Origin of the sequence: Methanothrix harundinacea 6Ac (genome assembly GCF_000235565.1) — an archaeon.
GTDB classification, from domain to species: Archaea; Halobacteriota; Methanosarcinia; order Methanotrichales; family Methanotrichaceae; genus Methanocrinis; species Methanocrinis harundinaceus.
Genome location: NC_017527.1, coordinates 2,368,190 through 2,384,856, shown reverse-complemented (window position 1 = coordinate 2,384,856; position 16,667 = coordinate 2,368,190). Strand labels below are relative to the sequence as shown.

18 protein-coding genes are annotated in these 16,667 nt (G+C 51.3%); 11 read left to right on the top strand and 7 right to left on the bottom strand.

Features of this window, described 5'->3' with window-relative positions:
* Positions 1-13: 13 nt before the first annotated feature.
* Positions 14-736 carry a hypothetical protein gene (locus MHAR_RS11300; protein ID WP_014587748.1) on the bottom strand — a complete coding sequence of 241 codons (723 nt, stop codon included), beginning with the start codon at positions 734-736 and terminating at the stop codon, positions 14-16.
* A 121-nt stretch (positions 737-857) separates the two neighbouring features.
* Between MHAR_RS11300 and MHAR_RS11295 the strand changes: the two genes are divergently transcribed.
* Genes MHAR_RS11295 through fhcD form a run of 6 tightly spaced genes read left to right on the top strand, consistent with a single transcriptional unit; the run spans position 858 to position 5,350 of the window.
* Positions 858-1,397 carry a pyruvate ferredoxin oxidoreductase subunit gamma gene (locus MHAR_RS11295; RefSeq protein ID WP_048144661.1) on the top strand — a complete coding sequence of 180 codons (540 nt, stop codon included), beginning with the start codon at positions 858-860 and terminating at the stop codon, positions 1,395-1,397.
* Positions 1,394-1,654 (top strand): 4Fe-4S binding protein, encoded by a 261-nt coding sequence (locus MHAR_RS11290; protein ID WP_014587746.1) that lies wholly within the window; start codon positions 1,394-1,396, stop codon positions 1,652-1,654. The genes MHAR_RS11295 and MHAR_RS11290 overlap by 4 nt, the downstream gene beginning before the upstream one ends.
* On the top strand, positions 1,655-2,833 hold the full coding sequence (gene porA / locus MHAR_RS11285; protein ID WP_014587745.1) for a pyruvate synthase subunit PorA: 1,179 nt from the start codon (positions 1,655-1,657) through the stop codon (positions 2,831-2,833).
* Positions 2,834-2,843: 10 nt separating this feature from the next.
* Positions 2,844-3,722, top strand: a complete 879-nt coding sequence (locus MHAR_RS11280) for a thiamine pyrophosphate-dependent enzyme (RefSeq protein ID WP_048144660.1) — start codon at positions 2,844-2,846, stop codon at positions 3,720-3,722.
* Positions 3,723-3,777: 55 nt separating this feature from the next.
* Positions 3,778-4,407, top strand: a complete 630-nt coding sequence (locus MHAR_RS11275) for an IMP cyclohydrolase (protein ID WP_014587743.1) — start codon at positions 3,778-3,780, stop codon at positions 4,405-4,407.
* A 52-nt stretch (positions 4,408-4,459) separates the two neighbouring features.
* Entirely contained in the window at positions 4,460-5,350 is an 891-nt protein-coding gene (fhcD, locus tag MHAR_RS11270) for a formylmethanofuran--tetrahydromethanopterin N-formyltransferase (protein WP_014587742.1), read from the top strand.
* Between the two features lie 25 nt (positions 5,351-5,375).
* Here the strand turns inward: fhcD and MHAR_RS11265 are convergent, their stop codons facing one another.
* Complete coding sequence (locus MHAR_RS11265; RefSeq protein WP_228369563.1) at positions 5,376-5,600, bottom strand: type II toxin-antitoxin system HicB family antitoxin; 225 nt, start codon at positions 5,598-5,600, stop codon at positions 5,376-5,378.
* A gap of 187 nt (positions 5,601-5,787) precedes the next feature.
* Here MHAR_RS11265 and MHAR_RS11260 point away from each other — a divergent pair, with 187 nt between their 5' ends.
* On the top strand, positions 5,788-6,630 hold the full coding sequence (locus MHAR_RS11260) for a hypothetical protein (RefSeq protein WP_048144659.1): 843 nt from the start codon (positions 5,788-5,790) through the stop codon (positions 6,628-6,630).
* Positions 6,631-6,877: 247 nt separating this feature from the next.
* Here the strand turns inward: MHAR_RS11260 and MHAR_RS11255 are convergent, their stop codons facing one another.
* The 3 genes from MHAR_RS11255 to MHAR_RS11245 form a co-directional block, all read right to left on the bottom strand.
* Positions 6,878-8,473 carry a hypothetical protein gene (locus tag MHAR_RS11255; RefSeq protein WP_014587739.1) on the bottom strand — a complete coding sequence of 532 codons (1,596 nt, stop codon included), beginning with the start codon at positions 8,471-8,473 and terminating at the stop codon, positions 6,878-6,880.
* Complete coding sequence (locus tag MHAR_RS13095; protein WP_228369562.1) at positions 8,470-9,747, bottom strand: restriction endonuclease subunit S; 1,278 nt, start codon at positions 9,745-9,747, stop codon at positions 8,470-8,472. Before MHAR_RS13095 ends, MHAR_RS11255 begins: the two co-directional genes overlap by 4 nt.
* Before the next feature lie 137 nt (positions 9,748-9,884).
* Positions 9,885-11,891, bottom strand: coding sequence for a restriction endonuclease subunit M (locus MHAR_RS11245; RefSeq protein WP_014587737.1), 2,007 nt, complete (start codon positions 11,889-11,891; stop codon positions 9,885-9,887).
* 342 nt (positions 11,892-12,233) lie between these two features.
* On the opposite strand from MHAR_RS11245, the gene MHAR_RS13795 reads away from it, so the two are divergent.
* The 4 genes from MHAR_RS13795 to MHAR_RS12635 all read left to right on the top strand — a co-directional run bounded on the left by MHAR_RS13795 (position 12,234) and on the right by MHAR_RS12635 (position 13,872).
* Entirely contained in the window at positions 12,234-12,395 is a 162-nt protein-coding gene (locus MHAR_RS13795; protein WP_187287824.1) for a hypothetical protein, read from the top strand.
* A gap of 11 nt (positions 12,396-12,406) precedes the next feature.
* Positions 12,407-12,709, top strand: a complete 303-nt coding sequence (locus MHAR_RS11240; RefSeq protein ID WP_338039964.1) for a type II toxin-antitoxin system PemK/MazF family toxin — start codon at positions 12,407-12,409, stop codon at positions 12,707-12,709.
* 471 nt (positions 12,710-13,180) lie between these two features.
* Entirely contained in the window at positions 13,181-13,405 is a 225-nt protein-coding gene (locus MHAR_RS14225; RefSeq protein WP_052301033.1) for a transposase, read from the top strand.
* A 14-nt stretch (positions 13,406-13,419) separates the two neighbouring features.
* The gene (locus MHAR_RS12635) at positions 13,420-13,872 is read left to right on the top strand and encodes a transposase (RefSeq protein WP_014587735.1); all 453 of its coding nucleotides are present in this window, start codon (positions 13,420-13,422) and stop codon (positions 13,870-13,872) included.
* Between the two features lie 65 nt (positions 13,873-13,937).
* On the opposite strand, the gene MHAR_RS11230 is transcribed toward MHAR_RS12635, so the two are convergent.
* Complete coding sequence (locus MHAR_RS11230) at positions 13,938-14,570, bottom strand: hypothetical protein (protein WP_143763410.1); 633 nt, start codon at positions 14,568-14,570, stop codon at positions 13,938-13,940.
* A complete protein-coding gene (locus MHAR_RS11225) occupies positions 14,567-16,411 on the bottom strand; it encodes a hypothetical protein (protein WP_048144656.1) in 1,845 nt (614 codons plus the stop codon). The genes MHAR_RS11230 and MHAR_RS11225 overlap by 4 nt, the downstream gene beginning before the upstream one ends.
* Between the last annotated feature and the right edge of the window lie 256 nt (positions 16,412-16,667).

The window sequence follows — 16,667 nt, the reverse complement described above, 5'->3', positions numbered from 1 at the left end:
AGCCAAGAAGAGATCAGAGATAGACGATGTCCATCTCCCTTTTCTCGGCGATCCCTTCGAAGACCTCGTCGATATCCATCTGTCGCCGGATCTGGCGGGCGGCCATCACCACCATGACGGGCCGGCCGTAGGTCTGGACCGCCCTGATCTTGGCGGTATCCTCGCCGAAGCCCGGGTCCAGCCTCCTGAGAATGCAGACCCGGATCCCGCTCTCTACGAACTCCCCCTCGTCCCGGTGGCCGAAGAAGATGCAGGCCATGTTCCTCTTCGAGATCGTCCGGTAGTCGACATCGTAGCTGGCGAAGGCGTTCCTGTCGTAGAGCTTCTTGTCGGCGAGGGCTGGCCGGAGGTCCTCCTCCACCACCGAGTTCGCCAGATCCATCAGCTGTTCCTGCTCCTCCCGGGAGTGTTCCGGGCATTTCGCTATGGTGAAGAGGCTGAGGTGATGGAGGGGCTGCCTTTTGGAGTGGCAGTAGGCTCGCGGCTCCACGACGCCTAACTCCTCCTCTCCGGAGAAGAAGGCGGGGGCGTAGTGGTCGCAGCTTGCGCATTTGAGCTTGATCAGGGTCTCCTTATCGATGAAGGGGGCCATCCCCTCCACGAAGGCGAGGACCTCCCAGACGTTGGGGCCCGTCCCCTCGGGGAGGCTCTGCTGGGCCGCCTTCACCGCGAAGAGCAGCTCGCCGTCGCCCTCCAGTTCGTCTCTATCGTTCTCCTCTTCAGCATCATCCTTCATGGGAAACTCTCTCCTTAAGGCTCCCGTCGGATATAAAAATGTGGTGATGCGCCGCCGTCGATTCCGTCTCCGAAAAGGCTATATCCTGTCCCCGCCTCACGCCGATGAGGAGGTCAGCCGGTTGAAGGAGATTCGATTTCACGGCCGGGGTGGCCAGGGAGCTGTCACTGCTGCTGAATTGATAGCAATTGCGGCTTTTGAGGATAAAAAGTACTCCCAGGCTTTCCCCGCCTTTGGTGTGGAGCGGCGAGGCGCTCCAGTCATGGCTTTTGCCCGAATTGCCAGCGAGCCGATCCGGATCAGAAGCCAGATCTACGAGCCCGATTACGTCATCGTCCAGGATGTGACCCTCCTGGAGGTCGTAGACGTGGCGAGCGGCCTCAAGCCGGAGGGGAAGATCATCATCAACACCGACAGGGATCCAAAGGACCTCAAGCTCAAGACCGGGGCGGAGGTCGTCACCATCGATGCCACCAGGATCGCCCTCGAGAAGCTGGGGAGGCCGATCGTCAACACCACCATGCTCGGAGCCTTCTGCGGCGCCACCGGCGAGGTGAGCCTCGAGAGCGTAAACAAGGCGATTCTGAGCCGGTTCAGCGGCTCCCTGGGCGAGAAGAACCTGGCAGCCATAAAGACCGCTTACGAGGGGGTCAGCCGATGACTAGATGCGAAGTTAGGATGGTGGTGGAGCCGGGGAGCTCCGAGATCACCAAGACCGGCGCCTGGAGAACCTTCGTTCCCGTCTTCGATCACGCCAAGTGCATCAAGTGCAGCCTCTGCGAGATCTACTGCCCCGAGAGCTGCATCCACCAGATCGATGGGAACTTCGTTCCGGATCTGGACTACTGCAAGGGGTGCAGCGTCTGCGCCCACGAATGTCCGAGGGGAGCGATCACCATGGTCCTGGAGGAGAAGTAGATGAAGAAAGTGGTAGAAGGATCCTATGGGATAGCCGATGCCGTCCGGTGCTGCTCTCCCGACGTCATATCGGTCTATCCGATCACCCCCCAGACCCACATCGTCGAGCACCTCTCGGAGTTCGTCGCCGACGGAAAGCTCGACTGCCAGTACATCAACGTCGAGTCGGAGTTCTCCTCCCTCTCCTCCCTCATCGGGGCGTCCGCCGCTGGAGCCCGAACCTACACCTCGACCACCTCCCAGGGGCTCGCCCTGATGTTCGAGGTCCTCTTCAACGTCTCGGGGATGAGGCTTCCCATCGTCATGACGACGGTGAACCGGGCCCTCAGCGCCCCCCTCTCCATCTGGAACGATCAGCAGGACGCCATGGCCGCCCGGGAGGCGGGCTGGATCCAGATCTACGCCGAGAACGTCCAGGAGGCGATGGACCTCACCCCCCAGCTCTACAAGATCTCCGAGGACCCGAAGATCCTCACCCCCTCCATGGCCTGCATGGACGGGTTCATCCTCACCCACGTCTACGAGCCGGTGGAGTTTTTGGATATCGAGAAGGTCAGAGAGTTCCTCCCGCCCTATCGGCCCGAGGACGTCCTCGACCCGAAAGACCCCAAGACCTTCGGAGCCTTCGCCGACCCGAGCTGGTTTACAGAGTTCAAGTACCTCCAGTACCAGGCGATGGAGAGGGCTAAAAAGAAGATCGCTCTGGTCTCAAAGGAGTTTGAGGAGGTCTTCGGCCGCGGATACGGCGGCCTCATCGATACCTACTCCATGGAGGATGCCGAGGTCGCCCTCGTCACCATGGGCTCCGTCGTCGGGACCGTCAAGGAGGCGATCGACGGCCTCAGGTCCGAGGGGGTGAAGGTGGGCCTCGTCAAGATCAGGAGCTACCGGCCCTTCCCCGAGGAGGAGCTGAAGGAGGCCCTGAAGGATGCAGAGGTCATAGTGACGATCGAAAAGGATGTATCGATGGGGTACGAGAGCGCCCTCCTCACCGACCTCAAGGGAGCCTTCTACAACAGCCCCATCAGGGTGCCGATCGTCGGGTTTGCGGCAGGCCTCGGCGGCCGGGACATCGGGGTCAAGCAGATAAGAAGGATCGTCGAGAGGGCGTCGAAGGTCAGAGGCGCCGGGATCGAGGCCGAGTTTGAGATCTTCGACGTGAAGCCAGAGTGTCTCTAGGAGGATTATCATGGAAGAGAGTTTGTTTGCGCCCGGCCACAGGGCCTGCGCAGGATGTGGAATGCCCACGGCGATAAAGCTCGTCCTGGACGCCGCGGGGCCCAACACCATCGTCGTCTCGCCTACGGGATGCCTCGAGGTCACCTCGACCCCCTTCCCAGAGAGCTCCTGGAGGGTCCCCTGGATCCACTCCCTCTTCGAGAACCCCGCGGCCGTCGCCTCCGGGGTGGAGGTGGCCCTCAAGAGGTTCAAAAAGACCGACATAAACCTCCTGGTCATAGGCGGCGACGGAAGCACCTTCGACATCGGCTTCGGCTCCATATCGGGGATGTTCGACCGGGGTCACAGGATCACCTACGTCTGCTACGACAACGAGGCCTACATGAACACCGGGGTCCAGAGGAGCGGATCGACCCCCTTCTGCGCTAAGACGACGACGACGCCCACGGGGAAGCTGAGCCTAGGAAACCCCAGGCCGAAGAAGGACCTGCCGGCGATAGCCGTAGCCCACGGCGTCCCTTACGTCGCCACCGCCTCCATCGCCTACCCCGTGGACCTCCGGCGGAAGGTCAGAAGGTCTCTATCGGCCGACGGTCCCGCCTACATCCAGGTGAACGCCCCCTGCATCACCGGCTGGAGCTATGAGGCGGGGGACACCATCGAGCAGGCTAGGCTCGTCGTCGAGACCTGCCTATGGCCTTTATACGAGTACGTCGACGGGGCCCTCGCCGGGGTGACGAAGGTCCGGAGGAAGAGGCCCGTGGAGGATTACCTCAAGACCCAGGGGAGGTACAAGCACCTCTTCAAGGGCGAGGCGGGGGCCCGGGTCCTGGCCCAGGTCCAGGCTATGGCCGACGCCAACGCCGAGAAGTTCGGCCTCCTCGACTGAGGGAGCCTGAGGGGCCCTCCGGCCCCTCGTCATCGGTCTATTTTGGAGGGGGAAGATGTACGTAGGAAGGATCGTGATCATAGGGGGGACGGGAGGCCGGGCCTGGGTCGGGTACCGGGTATCGTCCCGCTCCTTTCCAAACCGCAAAGCTAAGGTGAGGGGTGATTCAGTCCTCGTATCGCCTGTGGATCCGCTGGATCTGGAGAAGAACCCCTATATAGCCTACAACTGCATCAGGATCGCCGGGAAGGCGGCGGTCGTCGCCAACGGGACCCACGCCGACATGATAGGAGAGAAGATCGCTGACGGGACGAGGCCCCTGGAGGCGATCGCCCTGAGCCTCATCGCCTTCGGCTACGAGAGGGACGAGCTGGACACCCCCCGGATCGCCGGGGCGGTGATGGGGGGGCGGGGGTGGCTGGGGATAGCCCGAAAAGACGAGATCTGGGCTAAGGAGTACGACCTCTCCGGGGATGGGGCCTTCATGGTCGCCACCTACGAGAAGACGGAGTTCGAGGAGATCTCTCTGGGTGGCGGGAGCGCCGGAGAGATAGCAAAAGCCGCCTTCGAGATGGACTACGAAAAGCCGGTATGCTCTGCCGCGGCCTTCGATGCCGGGAGCGATGCGGGTGGCGACGGATGCAGCAGCTTCAAGCTGGCGGCGTACAACCCGGCAACAAAATGAGGTCGCCAAACGAGAAGCATTCAGATTTTGATGATTTTGAGGAGTGGACGGGATGGAGATAAGCGGCGTAGAGATTGAGGATACCTTTGCGGAGGGCTTTCCGATAAAGGTGGCGCGGGTTCTGATCACGGCGATAACGGAGCGGTGGGCGATGGAGGCGGCCCGGGAGGCGACGGGCTTTGGGACCTCCGTCATCATGTGCCCGGCGGAGGCGGGGATCGAGCGGCTGGCCCGGCGGGCTGAGACCCCCGACGGGAGGCCGGGGGTTTACATCCAGATCTGCAACATGAGCTTCAAGAACCTGGAGGCGTCCCTCCTCGCCCGGATAGGCCAGTGCGTCCTGACGGCGCCGACGACGGCGGTCTTCAACGGCCTCCCCGAGGCGGAGAAGCAGTTCGATACGGGGGCGAAGCTGAAGTTCTTCGGGGACGGCTTCCAGAAGGAGATGGCCTACTGCGACCGGGGGGTCTGCAGCATCCCGGTGATGTCCGGAGACTTCATCGTCGAGGAGAAGATGGGGGCCGTAGACGGGATCGCCGGGGGGAACTTCTACATCATGGCCGAGAACCAGGCCGCCGCCCTCATGGCCGCCGAGGCGGCCGTCGACGCCATCCGGGAAGAGGAGGGGACGATCACCCCATTTCCCGGCGGTGTCGTCGCCAGCGGCTCGAAGGTGGGGAGCCGCTACAAGTTCCTGAAGGCCTCGACGAACGAGAGGTTCTGTCCGACCCTCCAGGACGAGGGGGTCTGCATCCTGCCGCCCTCCATCCGGGCCTCCTACGAGGTGGTGATCAACGGCGTCAGCCGGGAGGCGATCGAGAGGTCGATGCGCTCCGGGATCATGGCGGCCTGCAAGGTCCCCGGCGTCGTCAAGATATCGGCCGGGAACTTCGAGGGGAAGCTCGGCCCCCATCTCTTCAAGCTGCACGAGATCCTGGGGTGAGGGGAGCCCCGGGATCAACTATTTTTTATCCGCTTCTAGAATATGGGAAGAGGCCCAGCTCCTCAGCATTCTCCAGGTATAGCTCTACAGCCTCTTTCAGGCATCGAAGCGCCTCCGCGGGCGTCATGCCCCAGCTGGCGACCTGCAGCTCAGAGCACTTGGAGACGTAGGCGCCATCCTCTTCCCAGATCGTGGCGGTCAGGTTCAGGGAGGCGGTCAGGTTCAGGCCGGTCATCTTCCGATCCATCATATCACCTGTGGCCATAGATCATCATGGCTTTATATTTGCCGCCATATCCTCCCGGCGATCCGGGGCGAAATACCATTAAATAATATGAATAGTAATAGACCGACTAGAAGACCGACTAGAAGACCGACTAGATCGGCTCAAGAGAATATCTCAAAAGGCATCTAAAAAAATTCGGGCGGTATGATATATGATGAGCCATAAAACCCTCCTGCAGATCTTTCTCTTCCTCTCCATCCTCGCCGTATCCCTCCAGCCTTCCTGCTCCCAGGGCGAGATGGCGGATGACGACATGGCGATCGCAGAGCCGTCGTGGCTCCTGGTGACGACGATCTCTCCCTCCTACTCGAAAGAGGTCGTCGCCGAGTTCGAGGCGCTCCAGGAGCCCCTGGGCTTCCCCGACCATCTGGCGGCCGAGGACGCCGAAAAGACCGAAGGCGACTTCGACGCGAACCTCTACTTCGAGGTCCTCGACCGGATCTCCCCGCAGCGCGGATACGTCCTCGACTACGTCTACCGCTACGCCGGGATCGGGGGCGGACCGGTCCTCTACGCCCGCAAAGCCCAAGCCGCCCCTTACCGGAACTACTCCGAGTACGCCGCCGCTTCCCCAGAGAAGCGGGCGGATAGGGAGGACTTCTACCTCCGCCACCTCGCCGCCGACGGGTCGCCGGAGAGCTTCTTCCAGCTCGCCCTCCTGCGCATCCAGGGCGAGCAGTTCTACCAGTTCTGGCATGACGCCTACAACGACGACCGGATCATCTCCGACCTGGAGGAGGCCAGGGCGGGGCTGGGAGGCGGATTCGGCGCAGACGAGGGCGTCGTCGAGAGGCTCCTCTCGGACCTGGCAGAGTACGACCTCGCCCCGACCGTCTCCATGAATGGGGACCTGGTGAAGGTGGAGGCGGTCGTCTTCACCAAGTGGGGCGGGTTTATCAAGAGGTCGATATTGATGGAGAGGGAGGCTCCCCACCTGATCATCGGCGAGAGGGAGGAGGTGCTGGTGGCGTACGACTGCGGGATAATGTTTTAAGGAGCGGGGGGAGGGGGGCGAGAGAGGGAGGGGGCGCCCCCTTCCTGATCCGGTTGATATGGCAAATGAGGCAGCTCCACCCCTACGGCAGAGGGACCTTCTCTAACTTCTTATGGTGTTCATGATAGTTCAAACGTCCTTATCTATACGCAGCTCAGTATTAAATTAACCTGCGGGATTGAAGAAGATAAGGGTGGCCGAAAATGATGTAGCCCCCAGATTTAGAATTTTTAATATTAATTAAATATCACTTCAACCTGTAGAAGATCTCTAATGACTCAGTAAGTCCCTCTTCCAGCTGCCGCGTGCTATCAAAGCGCAACTGCTGCCAACTCTTGAGATTGAATCCGATGTTACTTTCGAGCTCTTCTCCCCGAGCTTTCTTGTCTGCAATTAGGATGAAATTTTCCTGCTCCAGTCCTTTGCCTCGGTTTAACCCCATCAGATAACCGATCTCATGATAGACGTTGCGATTGCCAAATGTGAGATCAGCGATTAGAAGGCCCGAACCTTCTATGACATTGAGGACTTCATCATCAATGGTGTAGCTGTGGCCCTTGTTGAAAAAATCGATGCGGATTTCACGCAGCTCAATATCCAATTGGTATTTTTCATTGATCTGCTGCACCGTTTTTTTAATTGTCTCGTAGGTTTCTTTTGTTTCCTCTTGGAAGGCCATAGAGATAAATATCTGCCTTTTACGAGCGGTCATAATGCTCTCGAACACGCTTACCAAGCTTGCCACATCAACTGCTTGCGTGCGGCCAAGATGGTAATGATAGCCTAAGCCTCGAATGGTGCTGGCCGGTGCTAGGTGATCGATGCGGTTGTTCACGACCCAGCGCTCGAAGGCCTGAAGCTGTTTCCCTTCATTTTGCAGCGAAAAGTAGAGGAAGGCGATCAGCACGCCGTGGCAGCCATTTTCGCGCAGCTTATCACGATTGGGCCTTTGATAAATGGCGTTCACCATCTGAAACGCGTTCCGCAGCCTGGGCACTTGTGCATCCAGCGTGGCGGCATCTTTGGCCTGAGAGATTGTATCGTCACGTGCGACGAGAAATTGCGTAAGCGAGAGTGCCAGCGTGCGGCGGTTCTCTAAAGGCTTGGCGAGCCCCGCAAGATAGCGATCCTCGATATCAGCCAGAACCTTGCGCGCCAGGTAGTAGGCAGGGCCGAAGCTCTGGCTTTCCAGCAGTGTCTTGTCGTCGAACAACGTGCTGTCTTGCAGGATCAGCCGTAAATTTTCTTCTGATGTGAGCGGAATTTGCTTGGAGTTTATGTTGTGGAATGTCACCTTTTCGAAACGCTGGGCATTATCGGCATATTCATGCAGCACTATACAAAATGGAGTAGGCAACTTGTTTCGTGCATCTCCTGGACTTGCGTCGTTTAAGGCACTGAGCCGGTGGTTGCCGTCAATTCGAATTAGTCTGAGGCCTTCTTCAAGTCGGTCCTCCGGTAGATCTAGATAGGCGATTTCTGGTGCATTAGAACCGCCCAGGATCAGCTTGGGAAGTTTCGATTTGACCACCTTTATCGAAAGGCCGTTAACGTTAGAACTGAAAGATTGGCTTTCATAGATTCGAGCTAATGGGCTGCGACGGTCTCTCCCTTTGAACTTATCAAAGTCGAACTGCAATGAAGCGGAAAGGACGACTTCAGGAAAGAAGCAGTAATGTTGGTCAGCCAAGAAGCGCACAATTTCTTGGCAGTGGGTATCGATCAGGTTGCGCTGAAAGTCCGGGTCGAACTTAGAGCAACGTGCCAAATCGCCCAAGGGGGCAACACCCCTTATCACAGTGAAGCCTCCGAGAGAAGAATGGAAGATGCCGGAAAATATCATGTAATACCTCCATGCAAGAGTTGCTGCTCGAAATGTGAGAGAGCTTCTTGCCAGATATTTTCGGCGTGGGTTCGCAGGCGCATAGCTTTGGCTTTACGTTGAACCACCTCTTTAGCTATGGCTTTCTGCACAGTCTCGCTTGGCACCGGCACCCGCAGTTCTGCGAGTGTGGCGGTGTTAATGCCTGCCTGGTTGTTGAAAAACGTGCTCAGCGCAGAGAAGTAACCAATGCCGCGGAAGGCGTTGAGCAGAGCAGCGATGAAATACGGATCGATTCCTGGTTTCAGGCTTATACGGGTCATGTGGTTTGAACAAGCGCAAGGCGTTTCTAAATCGTACACGCCACTTTTGCCCACCCATTCGGCCGAATTAGTGTTGTTAAACAGCACTTCACCGTGAACTAGATAGTCATCTGGCTTGACGCTGGATGCGGGTACACTTTTGGTTTTATCGATGGATAGTTCGCCCCAGGCGCTTAAGTTCAAAGGTCTCAAATGCGGCACTGCTGGTTCGCCGCCAAGAGCTTGATCTCGGCGACCCGCTGCAAAACCGGAGCGCATAAACACTACCAATTCGCTAAGATACTTGGATGGATAATTGCCGTTTTCTATAGCACGCCGAAGGCGCTGGAATTGCGGGCTGTGATAATCAGCATCAAGGCGTGATGAGACTTGATCTCGTCGCACAGCAAATACCCGGCGTGGGTCCTGGTGAGGCAGAATGGCTAACAGCTCCAGAACATAGCTATCGATGGAAGCCAACAGGCTCTCCGCCTCTGCCAATGATTGGTCACGTTGGACGCGAGCAGGATCAAGTTCGGCCACTAGGCGACACTGAATTTCAGCCGGTGGGACGGGGATTTTAATATTGGCAAGCTCCTCTTCAGTAATCGCAGGATAATTACCTCCACTGCTTCGCCTAAGCATTTGATCAAGGCAAATCGATGAGCGTAACGTATGAACAAGGTATTCCTTCGAGATTTGTGTTTCATCAATATTACGAATGATGGCAAATCCGGTCGAAGCAATACACCCATGATGCTCTTTCTTTATTAGAGCAATCGAACCGTGATGCGGACGCGTAAGACTGACGATGATGTCGCCTGTTCTAACTTTCATTCTTGCGCGACTTGGTGCATCAGCTACAGGTATTTCGTTTGCCGTAACAGCAGCAGTAAACCGATCCACACCACCTATCTCAATATAAAAAAATGTAGACGTGTTATGGTTTTCTGGTGACCAAGTTTCCTTCGAAAAGCGCGTTAACTGCCCCAAGGGCTGAGCTGAAATCTGAGTCAGAATCCGCTCGATTGTGGTGAACCGTGGCCAGTGGTAAAACGGGTCGCTACGTGTAGCTTGTGTTTCCCCCCGTCTCACCGCAAAGCAGACTGGCTGCCCAGCGGGGACAGGGGCTAGACGAAAAAAGGTTTCGGATCACGCTTAAAATTAGCATATTGACCTAATAAGCCGCTGCCCTGCACCACATGGCGGCGCCGTTCGCTCCATCGCCCGGGTTTTTTGCCTTCGCCGGGCTTCCAGTCGAATTGAACATCCCAATCGAACAGGTCGCAGCATTGGCGTTCAATGCGTTCCTTCTTTGGCACCTCGTCCAGCACTTCCACCTCGTAAGTGGTGCTTCCAGTGGCATCATAGCCGATGTTCTCAGCCATAGCCATAAAGATGGCTTCATCATCCGAGGCAGACTCATCCATACCTCGCTTCTCCAGGAACACAACTGAGGATTTGACCCCTGCTCCGAAGTGAGCAAAAGCGAACTGTGGAAGGCTGACCACAGCTAGTATCTTAAAGCGCTCTAGAATCCAGTTGCGTACTCTCTGCAAGCTGGAGGTTGTTAGAAGTCCGTCGGGAAGTACCACAGCAGCTTGACCACCCGGCTTGAGAAGTTGCCAGACTCGTTCGCAGTAGATGATTTCGGTCTTAACACTAGCTCGTTGTTTGACCGCCGTCTCTTTTCCGTAGCGTGAGAGTTCATAGGTGCTAAGATAGCTGTGCAGCTCCTCTTTAACTACCGCGCCAAAGGGCGGATTTGTAGGAATTTTGGAAAAGCCCTTCTGCTCATCCCGCTGACCGGTGTCGGGATTTATGCCTAAGATCTTGGCGAAACCCTGATTACGCTTGGCGATTGCGGCCAGAGGTTGGAGTGCATCCTGACCGATGATGTTTGTGTGGCCGTCGTCGTGCACGATCATATTCATCTTGGCGACGCGGGCGATCTCTTCGTTGATCTCGATACCGAAGAGGCGCTTCTCCGCAAAACTGTGCCAATATTCATAGTGCTCTTTGCTGTCTTCGGGCCAGTAATCAGAGGCTTTATGGCGCACATGGTCAAGCGCGTGTAATAAGAAACCGCCGGAGCCGCAGGCCGGGTCTATCACGGTGTCATCTTCCTTTATATCGAGCATCTGTATAGCAAAAGCGATGATGTTTCTCGGAGTGAAGTATTGGCCAAAATCGCCCTTAAAAAAGCCATCCATAAACTGCTCGAAAGCCACTCCCTTCGTGTCGAGGTCGGTGGCATTGAGGTTCAAGCCCTCCAGATGCAAAACCACATTCTTGAGGGTTATGTTGTCTATCTTGATATCGTCGTTGAATACATCTGGCTCTTTCTCCCGTTCCTTTGAATACATATCTTTAATGCGACGGGCCAGCCGTTCGGGTGTTTCGTTGGTTTTGATCTGGAATGCATAGGGTTTCCCTGACTTTCGCGGAGCTTTTTCATCCCGCGTTTTAAGAAAGATGAGCTTTGTCAATTCACCAAAAGCCATCGGTGGCGAGAGTCGCCCGCCACCCCACAAAGTCTGGTGGCATTTACGAATGGTCTTGATCAGATCATCACGGCTAACGGCTGCGATGTCTGGCTTGGGTGGCGCTTTGAAATAATACTTGAACTCTTCTGGCTTGCCGTATTGCACTGGCAAGTCGGCAACGACGTTGGCTTCACGCTCCAGCACGCCGAACTTGTCGGAGCAGTCGAAGAAGCCACGAGTATGACCTGCGATAACACCGACGTAAGACGCACGGAATTTATGGGCGTGACCGTTTCCGAAAGCTTGGTCGATGGCCTGCTTGAACTCAGTATCAGAGATATCATCACGCTTGCATTCGATGACTGCGAAAGGTCGCGTGCGGGTGGCATCATGAAATATCACTAGATCCGCACGATCTGCTGGCGTGCGGTCTGGCACGGTGACTTCCACGCCAATGCAATCGGGCTTGTAGCCATAACGGTAAATCAGTTCGGCATAGTAGGCGGCGCGAATCTTCTCTTCTGGATCGCTCCACTTTTCAGTAACGTTGACCGCGACATAACGGATTTTCTCACTCTTGCCGCTTGTGATGAGTTGCAGATGGCCTTCATTCAAGGCCTGTTCCAGAAAATTTTGTATTGACTGGTTCATGGTAGTTCACCTTTGTTCTCGCCCCTGTTCATTATAAATAGCATTCAATATTAACTTTCTGCTGAAATGAATCACCAAATTTTTTCTATTCATCTCTTTCAATCTATATCGCCCAGGATTTTCGGATAATGATCCTTCAAGGCTGGACAGGGTAAGTAGCTTGTGGTTAATAGAAGTAGCGGTTCAAGTTGATCTTGGTGCCGATTTTATCTCCAGCCGTCCAAAACCCTGGTTCTCGGCTCTGTAAATTCCGTCTGCATTGGAGCGGTATCTATACCTTCTCTCCTTTTTGGACGGAAATCACGACAAATATCATATATCCAAACCCTCTTAGCTATTTCTATGTCCTCCCGATCCGTCTCGAAAGAGGCGAAGCGCCCTTCTGAGAGCCTCCCCTACGACCTTGAGGGGCCCAAGGATGAGGCGGAGATCTCCTGGGCATTGATGCGCCTCTCGGAGGGGGCGCTCTCCAAATATGCAGACAAAGAACCGGACCAATATTGATGAAAGGCTAGATCGTCGTCGTACCCTTCCCCTTCACAGATTTGATGAGCTCCAAGAGAAGGCCCGCCCTTCTTCTCCGCAAATACAGAGACGACGTCATCGTGGCTTATATATATTCAAGAGTTCCAGAGCGTCTTTCGCCGGCCGAGGTCTTGGTATCTAGCGCCTCTGCCTCATTCAAGGGCACGGGGTTATTAACTGACTCAGTCATAATGCTCAATAAGCCCGCCACCGTTGAGAAGCGGCTAATCATCCGCGTCCTAGGTGAGGCGGACGACGACCTTAAAGCAGAGATCAACTTCAAGCTCCGTTGATCATCGGTTAAGGAACGATTTAAATAGTTTCGCTGATTTTTAATGCCTCTCCCATTATACTTGCAGTAGCATCACTTTATTAATAACATGTAGCTACTATGGACCACTGATATATAATTAACCGGGGGTAGCATCAGTGGTCTCTCGTTACTTAAAAGTGGATATCAACCTGATCATGATGGAACTCTGTGCTCTATTTCCGCCTGAAAGGCTAAGAGATAAAGCGAAATAGACGGGTTTGATAAAACGTGATCTTAAGATCGATCCAATTTATATGTTCTGGTCATTATCGATAGGCCATGGGTTCTTTCTTCAACGGACTCTTGCCGCTCGGAAGCGTGACTATGAGATATATTCTAAGCAGAAGTGGAAGCAGGCGTCAAGGTTTCCGTTCTCACTAGTGAAGTAGCCTGTGGTCCGAAGAGTGTTGCTCTCTTCTCCTAAAATACAAGCGACGTAAAGAACCTGAGGATGGGGCCATGGATAAAGGACCAGATCCTGCTTATTGATCTGGGGTTCTACAAGTATCAGATTTTTACTCGGATCAAGGAGAACGGCGGATACTTCGCTTCAAGGCTGAAAAACAACGCTAATCCAGCTATCATCGAAAACTATAGTAAATGGTGTGGCCGAAGCATCGATGTTCGAGGAAAACATCTTCAGGATGTCTTGAAGGACTTAAGAGACAGATATTAGATGTCGAAGTTGAGATGAGCTTCAACCCCCGTTCTTATCGAGGCGAGGAGAAAAAGTACACCGAGCGGTTCAGGTTTGTGTCGATATTTAACAAGGATGAAGACAGGTACCATATGTATATCACAAATATTTCTTCAGAGTTGTTAGAACCTGACGAAGTAGCGAGGATTTACGCGGCTCGATGGGTGGTCGAGATTCTATTTAAGGAACTCAAGAGCAGGTACGTACTGTATATGGTTCCTACGTATAATCCTCAAGCGATTGAGGTTATAATCTGGATAGCTATACTAATGCTAATAATAAGTAGGAAAATTTTAAAAGTTGTGCGAGCCTTAAATAAGGAGGTGAAGATGGCAAGATTTTCCACCCTTAGATGGAGCAATATCTTCACCGAAAACGCAAGCTCTCTACTGGCTGGCGTCCTTCATCATATGGGATTAGAAACTTCCTCAAAAACATCTCACTAATTTAGTATGATTGGGGCGGTAGATCCGCAAGTAAGTAGAACGCGATTTACTGAGGAGTGGTGGGCTTAACCGATGACCAATGAAATGGTATCCATGAAGATGGCAAAACTTGATAATAGTGTTAAAAATCCAACAATAACTGCAGCTATCATCACAATGTTTTGTGCCGCCCAAGATTTAAAACTGCGTTCATTTGGATTAAATATGTCTATAATTTGGTGAGGTGCCAGGGATCCGATCTTTTCGCTATGAACGTATTTCAGAGTCACCGAAATCACTAACAATATAGCGTGTATAATTATGATCCAAATCCAGGCTGAGTTCGGGTGCGTAGTTAATTTTGAGAAGAACAAAAATGATTGGTTGTTAGTATACCAAATCCCATATGCTGTAAAATCCAATGTAATTGCAATAGCAGCCAAATCTGTCCCGTATGTTATTAACCCTTGTTTTTTCTTATTGACCACATTGTAATCTTCTAAAATTTGATCAAGTATTTTTTTTAAGTCCTCTGCTCTACAATCATCAGTTCTTTTCTCACCGCAAATAAATGGACTTAATATGATATTTCCCATTTTCTTGAAAAAACTCCCATATATATATAGAACGCCTATCAAATAATTTATAGCGCTAATTATTAAAGACACGAACAGAGCCCAGAGGATGGTAAAAAAGAGAAGAGTTATGTCTTCCATCATTCTTCCTCCGCTACTTTCGGATATAAGTTATCCAAACTTTTTATTAAATCAATTTCTATTTTTTCCCATAATATTTTGCTTGGGCCAAATTCCAATAGAATCAATAAAATTACGATCCACATGATTCCAATTATATATGCATAAAGAATATTCGAGTTGTTTATAATTAATAAAGCAATTAAGGTTATGATTGCGATCGTTGCGATTGCAAAAATTAACCTCTTTATTTTCTGTATGCCTTTAGTTACAAATTGCCTTATGTTTTTTCCGGTTCGATCTGTAAAATATTTATCCGCATTTTTTAATTTTTCTTTTATAAACTCATCTGTTATCATATCAGTATCCTTTTCGTCTAACCCACATAGTATTGTTTCTGCATACTTCAAATGATAAAGTGTTAGAAAATCGTGTTTATCGAGTTCTTTGCTATCATTTAATTCACGGACTACCTTTGAAAACTTTCTCCAGACATTTCTTTTTATAAATACGTCTCTACAGCAGGTCGCAATTAACAATTCTATTGGAATATATATATTAGGATCTTTTAACCATAATGTATTTACCAATAGCCTATCCATGATGACTTCTGGTATGGATCCATCCTGATGATCTCTTTCATAATTGAATCTGCTTAATACACCATCTACTGTTAAAAACATTGCTTTGCTATCAGCAATATTAAATATTTTATCTTGTACCCGAATTTCTTTAATTATTTCTATAGCTGCGATGTCGTGTTTCCTCGCATTATCTGGCTGATATTTTTTATATATTTGCAGATCATTTTCTAATTCAACATCATTAGGAACGTAATTAGGGATATCTATGTTATGATATTTTGATTCGATTTCTATACCAATACTCTCTATCTTAGATTCTAAAGTAGAAGCTAATTCCAGTATCTCTTGAGATGGCATATCCTTCTCTTTTTTAAGATATGCGCAAATAGAATTTACTTTGATGGGTTTATGATAAATATCAGGGCTACTAGCACATTTCAGTAAGAATCTTCTAGCTTCGTTGACAGTAAATTTAAATGTTTTTATCTTAAATTTATTTTGTTTAATTAAAGCGAACAGCTCTTGAAGAGGTTTATCAAATTCCTCATAGTGAAGACCCAATAAGCTAAATAATACATTTGTATCTAAATAAAGGGTCGTATTTGCAAACTCTGAATCAGATTTATTTGATACTTTATCCTCAAAACTTAATGAAATTATCGCACCTAGGATCATCTTCCTCAATGTCTCACGATGAGCCTCTACCCCTTTGTTACTAAGCCTGATATAATCACATATAAGCTTCTCGACAGTGTGATCCAATTGGCAATAGCACCACTCTTCAGTGCAGGGTTTTTTGGTGTCAATTTTGCTCGGATCTTCAATATAATTTATTATAGGATCTACATTCTTACCGATAAATGCTAAAAGGGATTGATAAATTTCTTCTTCTTTAGCGTCTAAATCGGAGTTATATTTTATATATTTAGTTAAATCTTCTACCAATGCATCGACTTCTTTTTTTACTTCCTTTTGATTATTAAAGATAATAGGGAATTGCATCCCCTCCTCTGTAAGGCGATATAACCCCATGCCGATTTCGTCTTCTGTAAATTCTACATAACCGTCCCGTTCAGCTTTGCGCAAAATAATTTCAATTATTCTTATAGGTATCTTAAACTTAAATTCATCTTGAATTTGCTTTTGTATGGAAACAGTACTCATATATTCGTCTTTTTTTAAGCATTTAATCACATAGGTAGTAAATGATCCAACATAATCACCTCCACTTTGCTGGAGAGCCTTAATTAAGGCGTATGTATATATTTGGTTCGCCGCCATAAAATGAAATCGGTGATAATAACATATATAAGTATCCCTCGATGATTTGTCCCATATAACGCTGCACACTCTGCATGAAAATCCTTTAGAGACGAATGGTATAAGCGCCATTCATTGTTCATCGGTTAAGGGAGTAAAATGCTTTTATCTTAATCCAAAAGTTCATATTACTATTTATGCGTTGCGAGACTGAATGCAGAATTATTCGAGAAAAGATTTCTGCACCCATTTTGATCCGGCCGGACTCAGATCACTT

What these genes read in the sequence shown, in the direction of transcription:
- MHAR_RS14225 (WP_052301033.1), top strand. Translation starts at nt 13,181, where the DNA reads ATGGGGCCATGGATAAAGGACCAGATCCTGCTTATTGATCTGGGGTTC.
- MHAR_RS11265 (WP_228369563.1), bottom strand. Translation starts at nt 5,600, where the DNA reads ATGATGGATCGGAAGATGACCGGCCTGAACCTGACCGCCTCCCTGAAC.
- MHAR_RS13795 (WP_187287824.1), top strand. Translation starts at nt 12,234, where the DNA reads ATGTCCTCCCGATCCGTCTCGAAAGAGGCGAAGCGCCCTTCTGAGAGC.
- MHAR_RS11260 (WP_048144659.1), top strand. Translation starts at nt 5,788, where the DNA reads ATGATGAGCCATAAAACCCTCCTGCAGATCTTTCTCTTCCTCTCCATC.
- MHAR_RS11230 (WP_143763410.1), bottom strand. Translation starts at nt 14,570, where the DNA reads ATGATGGAAGACATAACTCTTCTCTTTTTTACCATCCTCTGGGCTCTG.
- MHAR_RS11280 (WP_048144660.1), top strand. Translation starts at nt 2,844, where the DNA reads ATGGAAGAGAGTTTGTTTGCGCCCGGCCACAGGGCCTGCGCAGGATGT.
- fhcD (WP_014587742.1), top strand. Translation starts at nt 4,460, where the DNA reads ATGGAGATAAGCGGCGTAGAGATTGAGGATACCTTTGCGGAGGGCTTT.
- MHAR_RS11225 (WP_048144656.1), bottom strand. Translation starts at nt 16,411, where the DNA reads ATGGCGGCGAACCAAATATATACATACGCCTTAATTAAGGCTCTCCAG.
- MHAR_RS11255 (WP_014587739.1), bottom strand. Translation starts at nt 8,473, where the DNA reads ATGATATTTTCCGGCATCTTCCATTCTTCTCTCGGAGGCTTCACTGTG.
- MHAR_RS11275 (WP_014587743.1), top strand. Translation starts at nt 3,778, where the DNA reads ATGTACGTAGGAAGGATCGTGATCATAGGGGGGACGGGAGGCCGGGCC.
- MHAR_RS11290 (WP_014587746.1), top strand. Translation starts at nt 1,394, where the DNA reads ATGACTAGATGCGAAGTTAGGATGGTGGTGGAGCCGGGGAGCTCCGAG.
- MHAR_RS12635 (WP_014587735.1), top strand. Translation starts at nt 13,420, where the DNA reads ATGAGCTTCAACCCCCGTTCTTATCGAGGCGAGGAGAAAAAGTACACC.
- MHAR_RS11245 (WP_014587737.1), bottom strand. Translation starts at nt 11,891, where the DNA reads ATGAACCAGTCAATACAAAATTTTCTGGAACAGGCCTTGAATGAAGGC.
- MHAR_RS11300 (WP_014587748.1), bottom strand. Translation starts at nt 736, where the DNA reads ATGAAGGATGATGCTGAAGAGGAGAACGATAGAGACGAACTGGAGGGC.
- porA (WP_014587745.1), top strand. Translation starts at nt 1,655, where the DNA reads ATGAAGAAAGTGGTAGAAGGATCCTATGGGATAGCCGATGCCGTCCGG.